Raw genomic sequence first — 18618 nt, forward strand, 5'->3', positions numbered from 1 at the left:
GGTTTATTTGAGATGCTTATTTTTAAGAGTATGCTTTTATTTTAGGAATGTTTTGATCCGATGAGTCGAAAGCTCAGGTTGTGCTCACTCTTAAGTTGATGGGCATGGGGTATGAAACGTGAAATGTAAATTGCTAAAAGGTGTACTTAGCTTAGGTGTTGGTTTAGGAGCTTTATATAGCGGAACGTCAGCTCAAGCAGAAGTGTCTACAAATCAAAATGATACATTAAAAGTGATGACGCATAATGTATATATGCTATCAACAAACTTATATCCGAACTGGGGACAAACTGAGCGTGCTGATTTAATCGGGGCGGCAGATTATATAAAGAATCAAGATGTAGTTATATTAAATGAAGTGTTTGATAATAGCGCTTCAGATCGTTTATTAGGGAATTTGAAGAAAGAATATCCAAATCAAACAGCAGTATTAGGTCGTAGTAGTGGAAGTGAATGGGATAAAACGTTAGGAAACTATTCATCTTCAACTCCTGAAGATGGTGGCGTTGCGATTGTGAGCAAATGGCCAATCGCTGAAAAGATTCAATATGTATTTGCAAAAGGATGCGGGCCAGATAATTTATCGAATAAAGGATTTGTATACACGAAAATTAAGAAAAATGATCGCTTCGTTCACGTGATTGGTACACATTTGCAAGCGGAAGATAGTATGTGCGGAAAAACTTCACCTGCATCTGTACGTACAGACCAATTAAAAGAAATTCAAGACTTTATTAAAAATAAAAATATACCAAATAATGAGTATGTGTTAATTGGCGGTGATATGAACGTAAATAAAATTAATGCAGAGAACAAGAATGATTCAGAGTATGCATCTATGTTTAAAACATTGAACGCTTCTGTACCATCTTATACTGGACATACAGCGACTTGGGACGCAACGACAAACAGTATTGCAAAATATAATTTCCCTGATAGTCCTGCTGAGTATTTAGATTATATTATTGCAAGTAAAGACCATGCGAACCCATCATATATAGAGAATAAGGTGTTACAGCCGAAATCTCCACAATGGACTGTTACATCGTGGTTCCAAAAATATACGTATAATGATTACTCTGATCATTATCCAGTAGAGGCGACTATTTCTATGAAGTAGTTTCAAAAAGTTTCTTCGTAAAGAAGAAACTTTTTTTATTTGCAAACAGGAAAATCACACTTTCTTTCCAATATGTATAAGACATATTGAGAAGAGGAGAGAAAAATGTGGATCGAGGAATTTTTAAAGAAGTTCCATTACCGTGTGCATTTTTGGATGAAATGGCTTTAGATAGAAATATTCAATCGATTATAGAGTTAAGTGGAAATAAGAAGATTCGTATAGCGAGTAAATCGTTACGCTCTGTTCCGATTATGCAAAAGATTTTAGCTGCAAATGATCGATTTCAAGGTATTATGTGCTTTTCACCTAGAGAGATTTTATTTTTAATAGAACAAGGATTTAATGATTTATTGCTTGGATATCCTGCTTACGATGAAAGAGCTCTGTATGAAATTAGTTTGTTAACAAAGAAAGGTTTCATTATAACTTGTATGGTGGATTGTGAAGAGCATATTGTGTATTTAGAAAGCATTGCTGAGAAATCTAAAGGATGTTTTCGTGTTTGTTTGGATATTGATATGAGTAGTCGTTTCTTTCAATTTCATTTTGGTGTACAAAGGTCCCCAGTAAAAAATGTGCAGGATGCGTTGAAAGTAGTAGAAAAGGTGAGAAGGTCATCATATTTAATGTTAGATGGTGTAATGGGTTATGAAGCTCAAATTGCTGGGGTGGGAGATCATATACCGAATCAATGGTTGAAAAGTAAAATAATTTCATATTTAAAGCAGAAATCAGTGCTAGAAGTGAAAGAAAGAAGAGAACATATTGTAAAAGCAATACAAAACCTTGGTATTGAGCTAAGGTTTGTAAATGGAGGCGGAACAGGAAGTATAAAAACAACCGAGAAAGATAATTCAGTTTCAGAGATTACAATAGGTTCTGCTTTTTATTCTCCGAAGCTGTTTGATTATTATAAAGAGGTAAAATTTTATCCAGCGGTCGGATTTGCCTTACCAGTTGTGCGTAAACCAGTCCCGTTTATTTACACTTGCCTAGGTGGTGGATATATTGCTTCAGGAGCAGTTGGAAAAGATAAAGAGCCTGAAGTTTGGAGACCGAAGGGTGCAAAACTATTAGCTTTAGAAGGTGCTGGCGAGGTACAAACGCCAATTTTTTATAAAGGTGAGGAACGAGTGGATATAGGAGAGTCCATTTTGTTTCGCCATAGTAAAGCTGGTGAGTTATGTGAGCGTTTTCCCTTTTTGTATCGTGTTAAAAAAGGAGAGATTGTTGGGGAGTATTCAACATATCGGGGGGATGGCCAATGCTTTCTATAAAGGGACAAAAGTGGAGAAATTGGACAGGGAATGTAGAAGGAACGCCGCATTATACGATGTATCCAGAAAGTATACAAGATGTAGTAGAAGTTGTGGGACTTGCGCGAAAAAAGGGGAAGAAAATTCGTGTTGTCGGTTCAGGACATTCGTTTACACCCCTTGTGCAAACGGAAGAAGTTTTAGTTTCTTTAGATGAATTGAAGGGTATTGTGAATATTGATGCAGAGAAGATGATTGCTGAAGTATGGGCAGGAACAAAGTTATATGATTTAGGGAAGTTACTTGAGGAAAAAGGGTATGCGCAAGAAAATTTAGGGGATATTGATTCGCAATCTATTGCAGGAGCGATTAGTACGGGGACTCATGGAACGGGTATTACCTTTGGGAGCTTATCAACACAAGTTATAGAGATTACGGCAGTTCTATCTAATGGTGAGAGTATAGTTTGTTCGGAAGCTGAGAACGTAGAATATTGGAGAGCGTTTCAGTTGTCACTTGGAATGTTAGGTATCATTGTAAAGATAAAATTGAAGGTTATTCCAGCGTATTCACTCGTTTATGAAAGTGAAAAACAGTCATTATCCACTGTAATGAACAAACTAGAAGAATATAAGAAGCATCGTCATTTTGAATTTTTCGTTTTTCCTTATTCTGATGAAGTACAAGTAAAACTTACGAACGAAACAACGAATCAAGGCAGTGATTTGAAATGGCATAAACTAAAGGTGGAGTTACTTGAAAATAGGATGTTCTCTTTACTATCTAAAGGGTGTAAATGGTTTCCTTCTATAAGTAAAGGAGTGAGTCGATTATCAGCTAAAGCTGTACCAAACACAAAAATAATTGGCCCGAGCTATGAAGTATTTGCTACATCACGTACGGTACCATTTTATGAAATGGAGTATAGCATTCCTTCAAAGTATATGAGGACGGTTGTAGAAGAAATCTCAAATCTTATTGAAAAGAAAAAGTATAAGGTGCACTTTCCGATCGAATGCCGCTATGTAAAAGGGGATGATATATGGCTTAGTCCAGCCTATGGAAGAGATTCAGCGTATATCGCTGTTCATATGTATAAAGGTATGAAATATGCTGCTTACTTTGGCGAAGTGGAAAAAATTTTTCTGAAGTATGAAGGGCGTCCGCATTGGGGGAAAATGCATACATTATCATATGAGCAATTACAAGATATATATCCAGAGTTTCATTCGTTTTTACAGGTGAGGAAATCTCTAGATGAACTTGGAATGTTTTTTAATCCTTATGCAGAAAAGTTATTTATCCCGCTATTTGCCGGGCAGTAAGACCCCCACTGATTAAAGTTTCATATTATGTATATAAAAAAGCTGACAAATAATTATTTGTCAGCTTTTTTTAGTGTAATTGCATTTCTTGTATGACTAATATGTTCATAAAATAGTAGTTTATCACGGCTAAATACATGCAGTAAAATATGAATAATGAATAGGCCGTTAATGATAAATAGGAATAACAATGTAACGAGTAATACTAAAGGCTCTGTGTGATTTAAAATAGAGCTACTAGAAAGAATATAATTGATTCCGCCTAGCGCAAAATAAAATATACCGTAGCGAATAAATAGTTCTTTTAATGTAATACGATTTGATTTTCCTTTCACGTGAATGCGAAGCAATGCTTTCCCAATTGTTTTTCCATTCGTAAAGTATGGAATAATAATAAAGTAAATAAGGATTGAACACGTAATGAAAATGAGTTCATACATATTGGTGTAAGATTGCATATTAGAAACGAAGAAAGAATTTCCTTTGTTTTTAACGACAGGTACGACGATAGATAAGAAAATCCAATCAATTTGCATTGCGATAAGGCGACGAATGAATCCGACTGGTTTCGTTTCCAAATTAATATGACTATCTAACTCGTTTGTCTTCGGAAGGAAGTACGTAAATATTGGTGCAATGATAAAACCAATTACGCCACCTAATGTATTTAAAAACAAATCATCGATATCAAATAATCGGTATGCACAATTGTATATACCGTATAATCCAGTCACTTGTGTTAGCTCAAAAAATAGTGAAAGGAAAAAGGAAATGCAAATTGTTTGTAAGAAACTACGTCGGAAATAATAACGTAAGTAAATGCCGAATGGAACAGTTAATAGAACATTAAAGGCAACTTGTAAAAACGCAGACTCTTTTAATAAGTAGAAATAAGTAGTTGGTTTCGTTAAAACTGCCGATGTATGACTACTAATCTCTTGTATGAAATAAAATGGTGAGAGTTGCATGTGTTGTGTATTAGCCGGTTGTAGGCTACAAGTATCAAACGTTTGTGGCAACGGCAAAATAACAAGAAAATAGGCATTTAATAAGTAAAGTAATAATGAGTATAAAATAAATGAGCGCCATTTATTTAAATAACCGTATTTTCGATAATTAAATATTAAAAAAGGAATTAAAAGAAACATTGCTAAAAAGGGAAATAAAATAAATGCTGTTTTCACTGGAAATAAATATGCAGTCAAAGTAAAACTCCTTTCAATAAAAATTCGTTTATCATTATAGCGCTAAAAATATTTAAATACAAAGTTAAAATCTTTCGAAATAGAAATAATTACTAATTTTATAGGAATTAAGTTATAATAAATTTAATATGAGGATATTATGATTATATAAGTTGAGAGAGGGTACAAGAGATGCGATATGAACTTTTTTCTGTAAGTGGGGATCATATTACGACTTTTGAAAGTGCATGGCGTTTTCAGGAGGGAGAACAGATTTTTGTTCATGATGATCAAACAAAACGAAACTTTATTATTATTCGGCTGACGCATGATGTATTTCAACAAAATAAACATGTTATTCGTTTGTATTGTCAAGAGAAGAAAGTGTATGCATAAGAGAAGCCCTCTTACAGTATGAAAAGTAAGAGGGTCCTTACCTCGTTATTTGTGAACAGCCCAATTGATGAGGGCTGATTAAAGTTTTACTTTATCATTTTGTCCCTCGTAAGGAATAAAAAGAGAAGGGTTAATGCACATAGGTAGCATTTGATTTGGAAGAAAGGATATAGCCTTGTATTTTGTGCTTCAAAGTTTCATTGCCTTCTTTTTGAGAAAGCCATGTATGGTAATCTTGTTGTGTTTTCCATAACATACGAATCATATATTCTGCCTTATCATTTGTACGATGAACATGTGAAAACTCTATGTTAATACAACCGTTCGTTCCAGGGGAAGGATAATATTGTTTAAGCCCATAAAATAGCTCATTTTCATATCCGTACTTAATGTGAATGAGTTTAGTAACTATAAACATATAAACACCTCTTTTACGATAATAGTAGGAAAGATAGAATTACTGTAATAGTGAACTTAAATAATATTATACTATTCAGAAAATTCGAAGTAAATGATAGGTTTTAACTTAATAAAGGTATAAAAAAGCGAGTCATTCTATTACACTAGATGACTCGCTTTCAATTTGTAAGTTTTACTTTATAAGAAAATAAGAGTAAGTACACCTACGATAATACAATAGAAAGAGAAATATTTTAAATTTCCTTTTGCCATAATGTTCATAAACCATTTTAGTGAAATATACGTCATGATAAATGTTGCGATGAATGCAACGACATATGGTACGAATAATGTGTCTAGATTTGGATCATTTGCAATGTCTGTAATGCTTAACAACAAGCCACCTAAGCTAACAGGAATGTATAGTAAGAATGAGAAGCGAAGAGCTGTTTCTTGCTTCATACCAAGTAACATTGCTGCTACGATTGTGGCACCAGATCGGCTTATTCCGGGAATCAGTGCGCAAGCTTGTGCTAATCCGACGATGATTGCATCTTTCATAGAAAGGTCGCCATCATTTTTACGACCGCGTAAATTTCTAATAATCCAAAGGCCGACAGCAGTAATAAGAAGGGAAATCCCAACCATCTTCACACCTTTTAAGTACTGATCGATGTAATCTTTAAATAAAACACCAATAACACCTGCTGGAATGGTTGCAATAACAAGATAAATAATAAAGAAGAAATCTGATTTTGCGTCTTCTGCTCTTGTAAATATATAAGAGAGACCATTCTTCGTTAGACGAATTAAATCATTTCTATAAATAAGTAATACAGCTAATAATGAAGCTGAATTAACAAGTAGTTCGAAGCTAAACCCTTCTATTTTTAGTCCTAGCAAATGTTGTGCTAAAACGAGATGACCACTTGAAGAAATCGGAATTGGTTCTGTTAGTCCTTGGAACAGACCGAGAATTAAATATTTTAAAACGTAGTAAAATTGTTCCATAATAACCTCCTTGTTTATTAGTTGAAAGAAACAACTTTTCCATTATAACAAAGATATGGATGAATATTGAAAAGAAATAAATATTCAAAATAAAATAAAAATCCCTTATAGCAGTATAAGGGATTTTTATTTTTAATTAAGAAGTTACTGTTTCTTGAAGACTTTTAGACAATTGAACATCGACTTTTTCAGCATCATGAATATGATTCATAATAGTAGTATTTAATTTTTGGAACATTTGTTGTGTGTTAGCGAATTCTCGTAATATGTCATCATTACAAGACTTTTGGTTTTCGATAGCCTTAATAACATTTGTAGCACCATTTTGTAACGTTTGAATCATAACTAAAATATTTTCAATTCTAGCATTTGTATCGGCGCTCATTTCTACACCTTCATCGACTAAATGTAAATTATCTTTTGTGTTATCATATGCTTTTTCAATTTCTTCTTGAATTTTTTTCGTTAAGTTGCCGATGTTTTTTGTACTTTCTGCTGTACTTTCCGCTAGTTTTCTTACCTCATTGGCAACGACAGCGAATCCTTTACCGTGCTCCCCAGCACGTGCGGCTTCAATACTCGCATTTAATGCAAGTAAATTTGTTTGTGCTGCAATGTTTTGAATGACTTCTACAATTTGCTCGATTTCCTTTGAGCGTTCGCTTAGATGATTCATACTATTAGACGTGCGTTGAGATTGTTCACCTAATTTATTAATTACAATAAGTAAGCGGTGAACGGATTCTTTTCCTTCATTAGAGCAGTCAATAATTTCTGCAATAGACTGAATTAAGCTTTGTTCCTTTTGTAACATTTCATTATTTAACTCATTGGAATGTGTCGTACGTGTTGAAACATTTTCGAAACATGAACTTAATTGTTGAACTAAATTTTGAAGTGTATTGTGTTGGTTATTTACAAGTTGATGCTCTTGGACAACGCTTTGTACACGATCGTGGATAGTAGAAATAGTCTCTTGCTTTTCAATATCCTTTTGTTTTAATTCTAATTCTAATTCTTGTATACGCTCTTCTAATTGAGCAATTGTATGTTGGAGTGATTTTTTTTGAGTAAACATGTATTTATTTCAACCGCCTTCGAAAGTTATATTTTCTCTATATTTGGATTTTAGCATCTTTTGTATTTTTTAAATATAGGAATTGTTAAATATTTAAGAATCTATTACATTTTATTCATAATTCTCTTTTTTTCGTCACGAAAAATAAACTGTATTTAATCGTTTTGTAAACAAACTGTAAAATAAATCATGTATAACTGTATAAGAAGGGAGTCGGATTATGAACTATTTTAAGCGAATCAGCTGTCTAGTATTAGCAGGAATTATCGGTCTTTCTAGTACAGTCGCTGTTAAAGCAGAGTCAAACGACGAGAAACTTAACAACATGCAACAGCAATTGCAACAAAACGATGCAGAAATGCAAAAGAAAGAGCAAGAAAAGCAAGCTGTTAGTAAAGAAATTAAAGGTATCGAAAACGAACTACATAATTTAAATAATACAATTGCAAAAAATAAAGAGGATCAAGCTGCTATTCAACGTAAAATCGATGAAACACATAAGCAGATTGAGCAAAAAAAGCAAGAAATTGTCGTTTTGGAGGATAAAGTCCTTGCTCGTAAAGATATTATGAGAAAACGTATGGTTTCTGTTCAAAACAGTTCAAATACAAGTTTAGTAGTAGAAGTTGTAGTAGAGTCAAAAAACTTTGCAGACTTCTTACAACGTATGAACGCAGTTTCTACTATTCTAGAAGCTGATAAAGAAATTTTACGTCTACAAGAACAAGATCTTCGTCAAATTGAAGAAGATAAGAAAACAATTGACGAAAAAGAAGCATCTTTAGTAGTAGACAAACAAAAATTAGCAAAAGCGCAAGCTGAACTGCAAGATAACTTGAAAAAACGTCAAGATAACTTACAAACAGTTCAAGCTAAATATAATGAAGTTGCAAGTCAACTTAATTTAGCAGCGGAAGAAAAAGCTAAAATTGAATCAAATATGAAGACAGTACAAGAAACGATTGCTCGTGAGCAAGAAGCAGCAAGAATCGCAGCAGAAGAGCGTGCAAAAGCAGAAGCGGCTGCAAAAGCAGAGCAAGAAGCTTTAGCGAAAGCACAAGCAGAAATTGCTGAAAAGCCAAAGCAGGAAAAAGCTAGTAAACCGGTTGAACCAGTAGCTAATAATAATTCGAAGGTAGAACCTGCACAACCTGAACCATCTTCTAAGCCAACTGCTGGTGGGAAAGAAATTTATGTAGAAGCTACAGCTTATACAGCTGATCCAGGTGAAAATGGTTATGCGCCAGGTCAACAAGTATTTTCTGCATGGGGACCAGGTGGTAAAGGTTATAATCTAACTGCAAACCCAGGAATGAAATTAATTGCTGTAGATCCAAGTGTTATTCCATTAGGTAAGACTGTAAATGTTGAAGGTTATGGAGTAGCAATTGCAGCCGATACTGGTGGAGCTATTAAGGGGCATAGAATTGATGTTTTAATGCCAGATAAAGGTTCATCAAGTAGCTGGGGCAGAAGAACAGTTAAAGTTACAATTTTAAACTAACAAGTAATCCAACTTTACAATACGTAGAGTTGGATTTTTTTATAAAATTAATGTTAAGTTGAGTTTACATTTTGTTAAGGATAGCATACAATAATGGTGAGAGGTGGTAAATTTGACCATTTTAAATAGAGTAAAAGAATTAAGAGCTCGTTTTAACTTTACGCAAAGTGTATTAGCAGAAAAGGTTGGAGTAACGAGACAAACAATTGCTGCAATTGAAAAAGGGGATTACGTTCCTTCGTTGTTATTAGCACTTACAATTTGTGATGTGTTTCAGTTAAAGATGGAAGATGTGTTTGTTTTAAATAAGGAGGGGGAAGAGGATGAATAGAATTGTTTTTTCTTATATCATAAACGTGCTTTATACTGCTTTAGCATGCTGGACATTTGTTGAATTTTATAGTGTCATTACAGAGTTAGCAGATATAATTAAAAACGAGAAATTCCCATTTGAAGTATGGTTTAATGGAGTACCATTCATTTTATTATTTATTGGAGCAATTATAGTTACAATTTTTTATAGAATTCAAAAGAAAAAATATAAGAATTTATCTTTTTGGATGTATCCATTATTATTTCCGCTAGAAGATGAACGTGAAAAAGCGATTACGGATAAAGCTTGTCGAACAACATTTGTATCGTTATGGTTTGTGTTACCTTGTGCAGTTGGATTTTTAACTTTTTCGCCTATTATTAATGAATATCTTCCTGGATACCCATTATATATTCTATTTTCTATTTTCTTTATTCAAATGACAGTATTTCACGTATCACTATACAGAAATAAATTAGCTTAAAAAGAAACCTTCTTGCACTGGCAAGAAGGTTTCTTTTTAAGCTAATACTTGTACATATAGCGATATTATTTTATCATTTTATATAGAGTAAGATTTTGTAAGGGAAAGGAACTGTGTATGAATAAGCAAAGAATTTATAGTATAGTAGCAATTCTGCTATTTGTTGTAGGTGGCGTATTAATTGGAAAGCCATTTTATGATGGATATCAGGCTGAAAAGAAACAGACTGAAAATGTGCAGGCTGTTCAAAAGATGGATTATGAAAAGCATGAGACGGAATTTGTAGATGCTTCCAAAATTAATCAACCAGACTTGGCGGAAGTAGCGAATGCATCATTAGATAAGAAACAAGTAATTGGTCGTATTTCGATTCCAAGTGTTTCAGTAGAACTGCCTGTTTTAAAAGCTTCTACTGAAAAAAACTTATTATCAGGTGCAGCGACAGTAAAAGAGAATCAAGTTATGGGAAAAGGAAATTACGCATTAGCAGGACATAATATGTCTAAAAAAGGTGTTTTATTTAGTGATATAGCTTCTTTGAAAAAAGGCGATAAAATTTATTTGTATGACAATGAAAATGAATATGAGTATACGGTTACTGGTGTATCTGAAGTAACTCCTGATAAGTGGGAAGTTGTAGAGGATCATGGGAAAGATGAGATAACGCTTATTACATGTGTATCTGTAAAGGATAATTCTAAGCGTTATGTTGTTGCTGGTGATTTAGTAGGAACGAAGGCGAAGAAGTAAAAAAAGAAGGTGAACTCTTTAAAGAGTTCACCTTCTTTTTTTACTAATGTTGAGAAATAATAGAATATTTTGGTTTGTATTTGAACATTCTTCTATTTATGTATAATAAAGTTAGAATTCTATTTTTGGGAGGAACAAGAGTGAGACAACAGGTGAAGAAACTTCTTTTAACAACGAGTATAGCGTTATTGGTAGCTCCAATTTCAGCTTATGCACATCCAGGGCGTACAGATGCTAATGGCGGACATACGTGTCGTACAAATTGTGAGAAATGGGGATTACAGTACGGGGAATATCATTATCACAATAAACCAGCTTCTAGTAGTGGCGCAACGAGCCCAGCTCCTAGCCAGAATAATAATAGTGCTGTAGAAGCTGAGAGACAAGCAGAAGCACAGCGCAATACTGAGGCGGAAAAACAACGTGCTGTAGAAGCGCAACGCAACGCTGAGGCGGAAAAACAACGTAATGCAGAAGCACAGCGTAAAGCTGAAGAAGAGAGACAACGTGTAGCCGAGGAACAAAGAAAAGCTGAAGAGGCACGTAAGCAAGAGGAAGCGCAGCGCCAAGCTGATATGGAAAAAGGTCAACTTGAAGGTCAAAAGAATGGAGAAACTGATTTTAAAGCAGGAAAAAATGATGCAGAAGTGCATGTAGCTGGAAAATCTGATGCATATAAACAAGCGTTTAAAGCGACTTATGCAGCCGTATGGTCTTTAGAAGAGCAGAAGAAAACGCATTTTGAAAAAGGAAAAGAACAAGGTTTAGCACAAGAGACGATGGACGATAGTCAAGTTGCTCCAGAGTTTAAGGTAAACTTTGCAGACGGATTCAAAGTAGGGAATAAAGAAAGAACAGAAAAAATTGAAAAAGAGCAAGCTGAGTTAGGGGAAAAGACAGGGAAAGAACTAGCTGAAAAGAATCCTGGAAATAGAGAGAAAGAAGTATACGTGAAGGCATATGAAACAGCGTATGAAAAAGGCTATAAGTCTACAAAAAAGGCAGTAGAAAAGGCTGGCTATAAGTATGCATTTGAAAACTATGATTTAAAAGTTCCTGCTAAGTATGAAAGAAATGAATTGTTAAAGAAATGGTTTACTGAAGGATTTAAATCGAATAAAAAAGCAGCGGAAATTCGAGAAGAAGGGTATAAAAAGGGAGACAGCTGGTTCTCATTCTTCTATAAGAGTTTCGTACCAAGTGAATATAAAGAACATAAAGAGCTGTACGAACAAGCAATTGAAAAAGGTAAAACAGCATAAAAAAAGATGAGGAGAAATTCCTCATCTTTTTTAATCCATCCATTTCACTAATTTCTTAGAAATTAATAATAAAACACAACCTAGTACAATTGCCACAGCGCCAATAACTGTGAATACTTCAGCGTATCCAAGTGAAGTTGTGAAGCTTGCAAGTTGTCCGCCTAAAATGTTGGCGATACCTGAACTTGCTAGCCATACACCCATTAGTAAAGATGCTAATTTTACCGGAGCAAGCGCACTAACCATTGATAGTCCGACAGGTGATAAGAATAGCTCACCTAACGTATGGAAAAGATACGTAAAGACGATAAACAGTAAGTTTGCTTTTTCTGTAATGTTATGTTCATCACTACCTGTTTTTAATGTAGCGATAACGAGAATGATATAACCGATACCGAGCAAGATCATACCAAGTCCCATTTTAGTTGGGATTTTTAAATCACCCTGCTTGCGAGTTGCAAGTTTTGCCCATAATGCAGAAATGACTGGAGCAAGCAAAATAATAAATAATGGATTGACTGATTGGAACCAAGATGTTGGAACTTCCCATCCGAACACAGAGCGGTCTACAAATTTGTTTGTATATAATGTTAATGAGCTACCAGCTTGTTCAAAGCCAGCCCAGAAGAAGACAACGAAGCATGTTAAAATGACGATAACAGCGGTACGTTGTTTTTCTTTTTTTGTTAACGGTGTATCTCCTACTGATGGTTGTCCAGCAGCTGTTTGTAAATCGCGAGTTGGTTTTTTACCGATATTACCAAGGAAGCGATTTGATAGTGTTGTAAATAAAATTTGTCCAATGATCATTCCGATTGAAGCGGCTAAGAAACCGTAACGGAATCCGTAATGTACAACGCCATCAACTGTTGTTTTGAATAAATTTTCTGATAAAAATCCGCAAACGAGTGGAGCTAAAAATGACCCGACGTTAATACCCATATAGAAAATGGTAAATGCACTATCACGTTTTGGATCGTTCTCTTCGTATAATTCTCCAACCAGTGTAGAGATGTTCGGTTTGAAGAATCCGTTACCGATAATAATAAGCGCTAATCCGAGGTATAGGCCTAATTGGTTTTGCAAGGCAAATAGTGTAAGGTTACCGATTGCCATTGTTATACCACCAATTGTGATTGCTTTTCGTCTACCTAGAAAACGGTCTGTTAAGTATCCACCAATCATTGGTGTGAAATAACAGGCTCCAGTGTAAAATCCGTAAATAGAGAGTGCCCATGCGGGACTAAACCCAAGACCACCGCTTACTAAAGCTGTCGTTAAATATAATGTTAATAATCCTCGTAATCCATAGTAACTAAATCTTTCCCACATTTCTGTAAAGAAGAGTAAGTATAAACCTGGAGGATGTTTCTTTTTTCTTTGTTGTTCTCTTTCTAGTTGTATCGCTGATTCCATGTTATTTTCCTCCTGACACAAACAAAAACAAAGTTAATAATTTTGTACATTTAATATTTTACCTTATTAACTATTATAAGTCAATAAAGGTTGATTTTTCAGAAGAAATTGGAAAAGAGGAATAGCTATAGAATGGGTGTTTCTTTTGTGATAGACTATGGACTATGTTTTCTTTGCAAGGAAGCGGGTTATTGTACTTTTTTATATGTGAAATTGATTTCATAAAAGATGAAATTAAAGAAGGAGAAAGAAATGAAATTGTTACAGAAAAAAGAAATTTTACTTATTAGCCTTATGTTATTCTCTATGTTCTTTGGAGCAGGGAATCTGATATTTCCACCTTTCCTTGGGTATGAAGCAGGAGAACATGTTTGGATTTCATTAGTAGGGTTTATTATATCAGCAACAGGTCTTCCTATATTAGGTGTTATCTCTATTGCAAAAGCAGGAAGTTTTCAAACGTTAGCGGGTAGGGTTCATTCTTCATTTGCAATTATTTTTCCATGTATCGTGTATGTATTTATTGGACCTGGGCTTGGTATACCACGTGCGGGAAGTTTAGCCTTTGAAATGGGGCCAGGTCAGTTATTCCCTGAAGCAGGAAACGGATTATTATTGTTTTACACAGTTATTTTCTTTAGTATTGTTTACTGGTTAAGTTTATCACCATCTAAACTAATGGGGTTGTTTGGAAAAGTCTTGACGCCATTATTATTATGTATGATTGCACTCATTTTTATAAAGAGTATGTTTACAACAGTAGGAGATATGAAAGAACCAATAGGGAACTATGGCCAAGCTCCTATGTTTCAAGGGTTTTTAGATGGATATTTAACAATGGATGCGTTAGCTGCTTTAATCTTTGGAATTGTTATTGCAAATGCATTACGTGCAAAGGGTATTGAAGATGATAAAGGTTTAGCGAAATATATGAGTATTGCTGGAATTGGGGCAGGACTATTATTATCGATTATTTATGTCATCCTTGGATATGTGGGGGCAATTAGTGGCTCATTAGGAACATTTGATAACGGTGCGAAAGTGTTAGCACAAGTTATGATTACATTATTTGGACAGGGCGGAGTCGTTTTATTAGGTCTTATTTTTACTATCGCGTGTTTATGTGTTTCAATTGGACTTGTTACGTCTTGTAGTCAATTTTTTGCGAGTGCATTTCCGAAAGTATCTTATAAATTGTGGGCATTTATAGTAAGCGTTGTTAGTATGATTTTAGCTAATTTAGGGTTAACGCAAATTTTAAAAGTATCAGTACCAATTCTTGGATTTATTTATCCAATTGCGTTAACGCTTATTATTCTAGGGTTATTCCATCAGTATATTGGAAAGTATGCATACGTATATGCAGTAACTGTTTTGGTTGTAGCGTTATTTAGTGCAATTGACATTTTAAATAAAAATGTAATGATGAATCAGTGGACGTCAGCATTAAAATACATCCCGTTTTATACAGAAGGCGTTGGGTGGATTGTTCCAGCTATTGTAGGCATGTGTCTTGGTTTTATCGTTAGCATTTTTCTAAATAAGAATAAATGAGTAAAAAGGTGTTTTCCTATTTTGGGAAGACACCTTTCTTTTTTTGGAAAAATACTATTGAAAATGAATAGACTAAGAGTATGATAAAGATAATTGGTAATATATAGGTTCAATGAGAGTTACGAATAAGGGGGGAGCGTATGAAGAAGGATTTGGATAAGAAAATAGAAGCACTCGAAACGGCAATTGAAACAATTCAAGAAGCACTTGTTGAATTAAAAGTAAAGCAAAGGGAAATAGAAGTAGAAAACGCTCAGCAACATGTTAGTAAGAACAAGAAAGAATATATTGAAACGGTAATGGAGGAAAAGCCAAAAGAAGAAATAGTTAAGATAAAAGAGCCTTTGCAAGAACCTGAGGTAAAACAAGTAGATATATCGGCTTTTAAACCAGAGCCATTTAATATTATTAAGTTTTGTCAGACGTGGTTACCGCGTGTATTTGTCGGTATTATGTTGCTTGGAGTGATCTGGTTATTTAAAGCAGGGGTAGATGCTGGTTTATTAACACCAGCGATACGAATTGTGTTTGGTATCGCATTATCTATCGGGTTGTATTATATAGGAGATATTCAAATTAAAAGAGAGCGGCAAGCGTTAGGATTAGTATTAGCTGGAGGAAGTATTACCGGGATTGTTCTAACGACGTTTGCAGCACATTATTTATATGGATTTATTCCGGCAAGTGTCGCGTTTCTCTGTAATATTGCATGGGTTATTTTAGGTATTTATTTAGCGAAAAGATATCAATCGGAATATCTCACTATTTTCGTAGCGGTCGGTGCGTTCTTCGTACCATTCTTGTTAAATAGTACGACTCCTAATCCTTATATTTTCTTTGGATATGAGACAGTATTAACACTTAGTTTATTATGGTATGCGTTGAAAAATCGTTATAAATACTTATATATGATTTCTTACGCTGTTGCTGCCATTGTCCTTTTCGTTTTCTTTGCTGTTATGTCAATGTTAGTAGAGAACTTGCAAATACAGTTAACGATTGTATATGGTTTGATTCATTTACTATTATTTTGGCATATGTTTACGGAGAGAAGTTTTATACCAGAACCACGTTTGGCGATATTTAGTGCGAATGCAGTTTTCTTTATACTAGCTATTGCCAAAATACCTGATTTTACAACATGGGGATTGATTATTAGTGCAATTGTGCACGCTGCTATGTTTGTGCTTGAGTATAGGAAGAATAGACATTCTACATTTACAAATCTCTTATTTGGTTTCGCAATGGGAGCATTTAGTTTAGCGATTTTATACGAGTATAGTTTAGTGAATGCAGCGATTGTACTATTATTACAAGGTTTCCTTGGCATGGTCACTTCTATTAAAGTAAAACAACAGATAAAATTGTATGTTAGTGCGACGGTTTACGCAATTGGAATGATACAGACTATTTTTAGCCCGTTTGATCAATTTATTTCGGCAGGCTTTGTTGCTCATCTTATTTTAATAGGAACGTTCTATTATTGCATGAGAGAAGCGAAAGAAGTATTAGCGAGCTTCGGCAAATATATGTATTCTATAGTGCTCTATTGGTTTATGATAATTGTATTTATTACAATTACGAGAATCGGTGAAGTTTTATCTACAGATGGAAGCGTAATTAGTGTATCAGTATCGTTATTATGGATGGTATATGCATTATTTGCGGTTTGGTTTGGAAGAAATAGAAATATGAATGAAATATTATATGCTGGTTTAGTCGTTTTAGTCGTAACGGTAGGGAAGTTATTCTTACTTGACTTACCAGAGGTATCGATGATGATTAGGGCAGTGTTATTCCTAATCGTCGGTAGTATAGGTATCGTTATTTCAAGAATGTTTTTCTCGAAGGAAGAGAAGTGAGAAGAAGGCAATCCATGTATGGATTGCCTTTTTTATTATTTCTTATTAATCGTTACAGTTTCATTATATTTCGTTGTTGTATTTTGGCGTAGACGAAGCGTTGCTTGTCCAGTTGTATTTGAATCAATCTGTACATTTACAACTTTCTCAGCAGAGCCTAAGCTGTTTGTTGTGAAAGAAAATGCACTACTATATCCGAAAGTAGATGGCCAAGTGCCGTTTGCATTTTGTACTTTAGCCACTTGTGTTCCACCAGTAGTGAAGATACCTAAAGAATAGTTGTTATACGTTGTATTAGGTAGTAAGTTATTTACTTGAATCTTCATTTGGAAAATTTCATTGTTTGGTAGAATGCTAGGGTGTGTAACGACGTAGTCGCTTGTTGTTACCGCACCATTATAACCGTATGAACCTGGTTTAAAAGTATTTGTATTAAACCATTGATAACCTGCATTTGGTGCACTCCAAGGTTCAGGTTGTGGTTCTGTTGATAAGTTTGGCTGTTCAAATGTTTGTAGAGCTGTAGGTGAATCAAGTTGTAAACCATTTACTTGATCTAAACTTGTAAATGTCTCTTTATTTGATAACCAATTTACGATGTTTTCTAATAAAATCGCATCGTTTTCTTCTTTATAACCATCGTAAGTTTTCTTTGTTTGACCAGAATCTTCACGAACGTATTTTGGCGTAGCATCTTCAACAGGAGAAGAGTCACCAATAAAGGCAGCTTTTCCAAGTCCTACTTTTGCGATAGCAGCATATGGGCCTTCTGCAATACCACCGCCATTATAAACGCCACTATCAACAGCGTTATTCCATTTTGATGGATTTTCTGGAAGGTAAACAAGTCCTTTTGCTAGTTTTGGGTTTGTAATTGCTAGAGTAGAACCAGCATGCATTGCTACAGACGAAACACCTTTTGTAATTCCGAAAGATTGTTCAGGCGATACAATTGTTTTCGCTGAAACATCACCAAGTGCATTGTAGCGGAAGCGAATACCGAAGTTGTCAGAGAGCCAATCAGAGCTTTCTACTCCTTGCATAGCTTGTGAATTTGCTTCTTCATTAGACATTCCTTTTGCTGGATTATCCCAAGCACCGCGTCTATATCCATTAAATACTTCAGAAGAGTCCCAGCGATTTTTATTACGATCTGCATTGTAATGATCAGCAATAAAGAAGATACTACCACCATTTTTTACATATTGTAACATAGCGTCCTGCTCAGATTTTTTGTAAGGAATATTAGCTTCTGGAACGATAAATACATTGTAATCTTTTAAGTCTTCGTACGTAATAGGTGTTGATTTACGAAGTTCCTTTACGTGATATCCGTTTTTTGCAATGCCGTTTCCGAAGTCAGAAAAGCCGCCGTCAATAACCCAGTCAGCTGTCCCAGCAGTTTGACCGTGTGTATTATCGAATAATACTTTCTTCCCATTGTTTTGATTTACAACTTTTGCAGCAATTTCAGGAGCTGGGTCTACAGAGCTTTCGGCATAAGTAGACGGTATGAACGAGGTCCCTATACTTAGTGTAATTGCTGTTGCTAAAGAAAATGTAATCCATTTTTTATTCTTCATAGAAGAATCCCATGCCCATCAACTTAAGAGTGAGCACAACCTGAGCTTTCGACTCATCGGATCAAAACATTCCTAAAATAAAAGCATACTCTTAAAAATAAGCATCTCAAATAAACCC

Annotated in this window: 17 protein-coding genes; 11 read left to right on the plus strand and 6 right to left on the minus strand. The window is 34.6% G+C overall.

Translation table 11 applies throughout. The features are described 5' to 3' along the window. Positions 1 to 118: 118 nt before the first annotated feature. From sph to MR168_RS26050, 3 genes are all read left to right on the plus strand, one after another. Entirely contained in the window at positions 119 to 1120 is a 1002-nt protein-coding gene (gene sph / locus MR168_RS26040) for a sphingomyelinase C (RefSeq protein WP_000649835.1), read from the plus strand. Positions 1121 to 1227: 107 nt separating this feature from the next. Beyond that, on the plus strand, positions 1228 to 2400 hold the full coding sequence (locus MR168_RS26045; protein WP_000373736.1) for an amino acid deaminase/aldolase: 1173 nt from the start codon (positions 1228 to 1230) through the stop codon (positions 2398 to 2400). Then, positions 2388 to 3704, plus strand: coding sequence for a D-arabinono-1,4-lactone oxidase (locus MR168_RS26050; protein ID WP_048535640.1), 1317 nt, complete (start codon positions 2388 to 2390; stop codon positions 3702 to 3704). The genes MR168_RS26045 and MR168_RS26050 overlap by 13 nt, the downstream gene beginning before the upstream one ends. A gap of 53 nt (positions 3705 to 3757) precedes the next feature. On the opposite strand, the gene MR168_RS26055 is transcribed toward MR168_RS26050, so the two are convergent. Next, positions 3758 to 4909, minus strand: a complete 1152-nt coding sequence (locus tag MR168_RS26055) for a VanZ family protein (protein ID WP_000128027.1) — start codon at positions 4907 to 4909, stop codon at positions 3758 to 3760. Between the two features lie 171 nt (positions 4910 to 5080). Here MR168_RS26055 and MR168_RS26060 point away from each other — a divergent pair, with 171 nt between their 5' ends. Then, entirely contained in the window at positions 5081 to 5284 is a 204-nt protein-coding gene (locus MR168_RS26060) for a hypothetical protein (protein WP_001268332.1), read from the plus strand. A 130-nt stretch (positions 5285 to 5414) separates the two neighbouring features. Here MR168_RS26060 and MR168_RS26065 read toward each other — a convergent pair whose 3' ends face one another. The 3 genes from MR168_RS26065 to MR168_RS26075 all read right to left on the minus strand — a co-directional run bounded on the left by MR168_RS26065 (position 5415) and on the right by MR168_RS26075 (position 7772). After that, complete coding sequence (locus MR168_RS26065; protein ID WP_000471249.1) at positions 5415 to 5702, minus strand: hypothetical protein; 288 nt, start codon at positions 5700 to 5702, stop codon at positions 5415 to 5417. Positions 5703 to 5881: 179 nt separating this feature from the next. Continuing rightward, positions 5882 to 6694: an undecaprenyl-diphosphate phosphatase gene (locus MR168_RS26070; RefSeq protein WP_000434794.1), complete on the minus strand. Its 813-nt coding sequence runs from the start codon at positions 6692 to 6694 to the stop codon at positions 5882 to 5884. A gap of 136 nt (positions 6695 to 6830) precedes the next feature. After that, positions 6831 to 7772 (minus strand): methyl-accepting chemotaxis protein, encoded by a 942-nt coding sequence (locus MR168_RS26075; protein ID WP_000495036.1) that lies wholly within the window; start codon positions 7770 to 7772, stop codon positions 6831 to 6833. 220 nt (positions 7773 to 7992) lie between these two features. On the opposite strand from MR168_RS26075, the gene MR168_RS26080 reads away from it, so the two are divergent. The 5 genes from MR168_RS26080 to MR168_RS26100 all read left to right on the plus strand — a co-directional run bounded on the left by MR168_RS26080 (position 7993) and on the right by MR168_RS26100 (position 12085). Beyond that, positions 7993 to 9276 carry a 3D domain-containing protein gene (locus MR168_RS26080; RefSeq protein ID WP_086412299.1) on the plus strand — a complete coding sequence of 428 codons (1284 nt, stop codon included), beginning with the start codon at positions 7993 to 7995 and terminating at the stop codon, positions 9274 to 9276. 112 nt (positions 9277 to 9388) lie between these two features. After that, complete coding sequence (locus MR168_RS26085; RefSeq protein ID WP_000154019.1) at positions 9389 to 9607, plus strand: helix-turn-helix transcriptional regulator; 219 nt, start codon at positions 9389 to 9391, stop codon at positions 9605 to 9607. Continuing rightward, positions 9600 to 10073, plus strand: coding sequence for a DUF2178 domain-containing protein (locus tag MR168_RS26090; RefSeq protein WP_001080043.1), 474 nt, complete (start codon positions 9600 to 9602; stop codon positions 10071 to 10073). Before MR168_RS26085 ends, MR168_RS26090 begins: the two co-directional genes overlap by 8 nt. A 117-nt stretch (positions 10074 to 10190) precedes the next feature. Further along, positions 10191 to 10823: a class A sortase gene (locus tag MR168_RS26095; RefSeq protein ID WP_001041727.1), complete on the plus strand. Its 633-nt coding sequence runs from the start codon at positions 10191 to 10193 to the stop codon at positions 10821 to 10823. Between the two features lie 140 nt (positions 10824 to 10963). Next, the gene (locus MR168_RS26100) at positions 10964 to 12085 is read left to right on the plus strand and encodes a YHYH domain-containing protein (protein WP_152122655.1); all 1122 of its coding nucleotides are present in this window, start codon (positions 10964 to 10966) and stop codon (positions 12083 to 12085) included. Between the two features lie 30 nt (positions 12086 to 12115). On the opposite strand, the gene MR168_RS26105 is transcribed toward MR168_RS26100, so the two are convergent. Then, on the minus strand, positions 12116 to 13501 hold the full coding sequence (locus MR168_RS26105; RefSeq protein ID WP_000443143.1) for a peptide MFS transporter: 1386 nt from the start codon (positions 13499 to 13501) through the stop codon (positions 12116 to 12118). 252 nt (positions 13502 to 13753) lie between these two features. Here MR168_RS26105 and brnQ1 point away from each other — a divergent pair, with 252 nt between their 5' ends. Both brnQ1 and MR168_RS26115 read left to right on the plus strand, forming a co-directional pair. Continuing rightward, positions 13754 to 15055 (plus strand): branched-chain amino acid transport system II carrier protein BrnQ1, encoded by a 1302-nt coding sequence (gene brnQ1, locus MR168_RS26110; RefSeq protein WP_000771692.1) that lies wholly within the window; start codon positions 13754 to 13756, stop codon positions 15053 to 15055. A 140-nt stretch (positions 15056 to 15195) separates the two neighbouring features. Further along, positions 15196 to 16917, plus strand: a complete 1722-nt coding sequence (locus MR168_RS26115; RefSeq protein ID WP_086412297.1) for a DUF2339 domain-containing protein — start codon at positions 15196 to 15198, stop codon at positions 16915 to 16917. A 35-nt stretch (positions 16918 to 16952) separates the two neighbouring features. On the opposite strand, the gene MR168_RS26120 is transcribed toward MR168_RS26115, so the two are convergent. Beyond that, positions 16953 to 18500 (minus strand): DNA-binding protein, encoded by a 1548-nt coding sequence (locus MR168_RS26120; protein ID WP_000791506.1) that lies wholly within the window; start codon positions 18498 to 18500, stop codon positions 16953 to 16955. Between the last annotated feature and the right edge of the window lie 118 nt (positions 18501 to 18618).

The sequence above is a fragment of the Bacillus cereus group sp. BfR-BA-01356 genome, assembly GCF_022663635.1.
Classification (GTDB): Bacteria; Bacillota; Bacilli; order Bacillales; family Bacillaceae_G; genus Bacillus_A; species Bacillus_A cereus.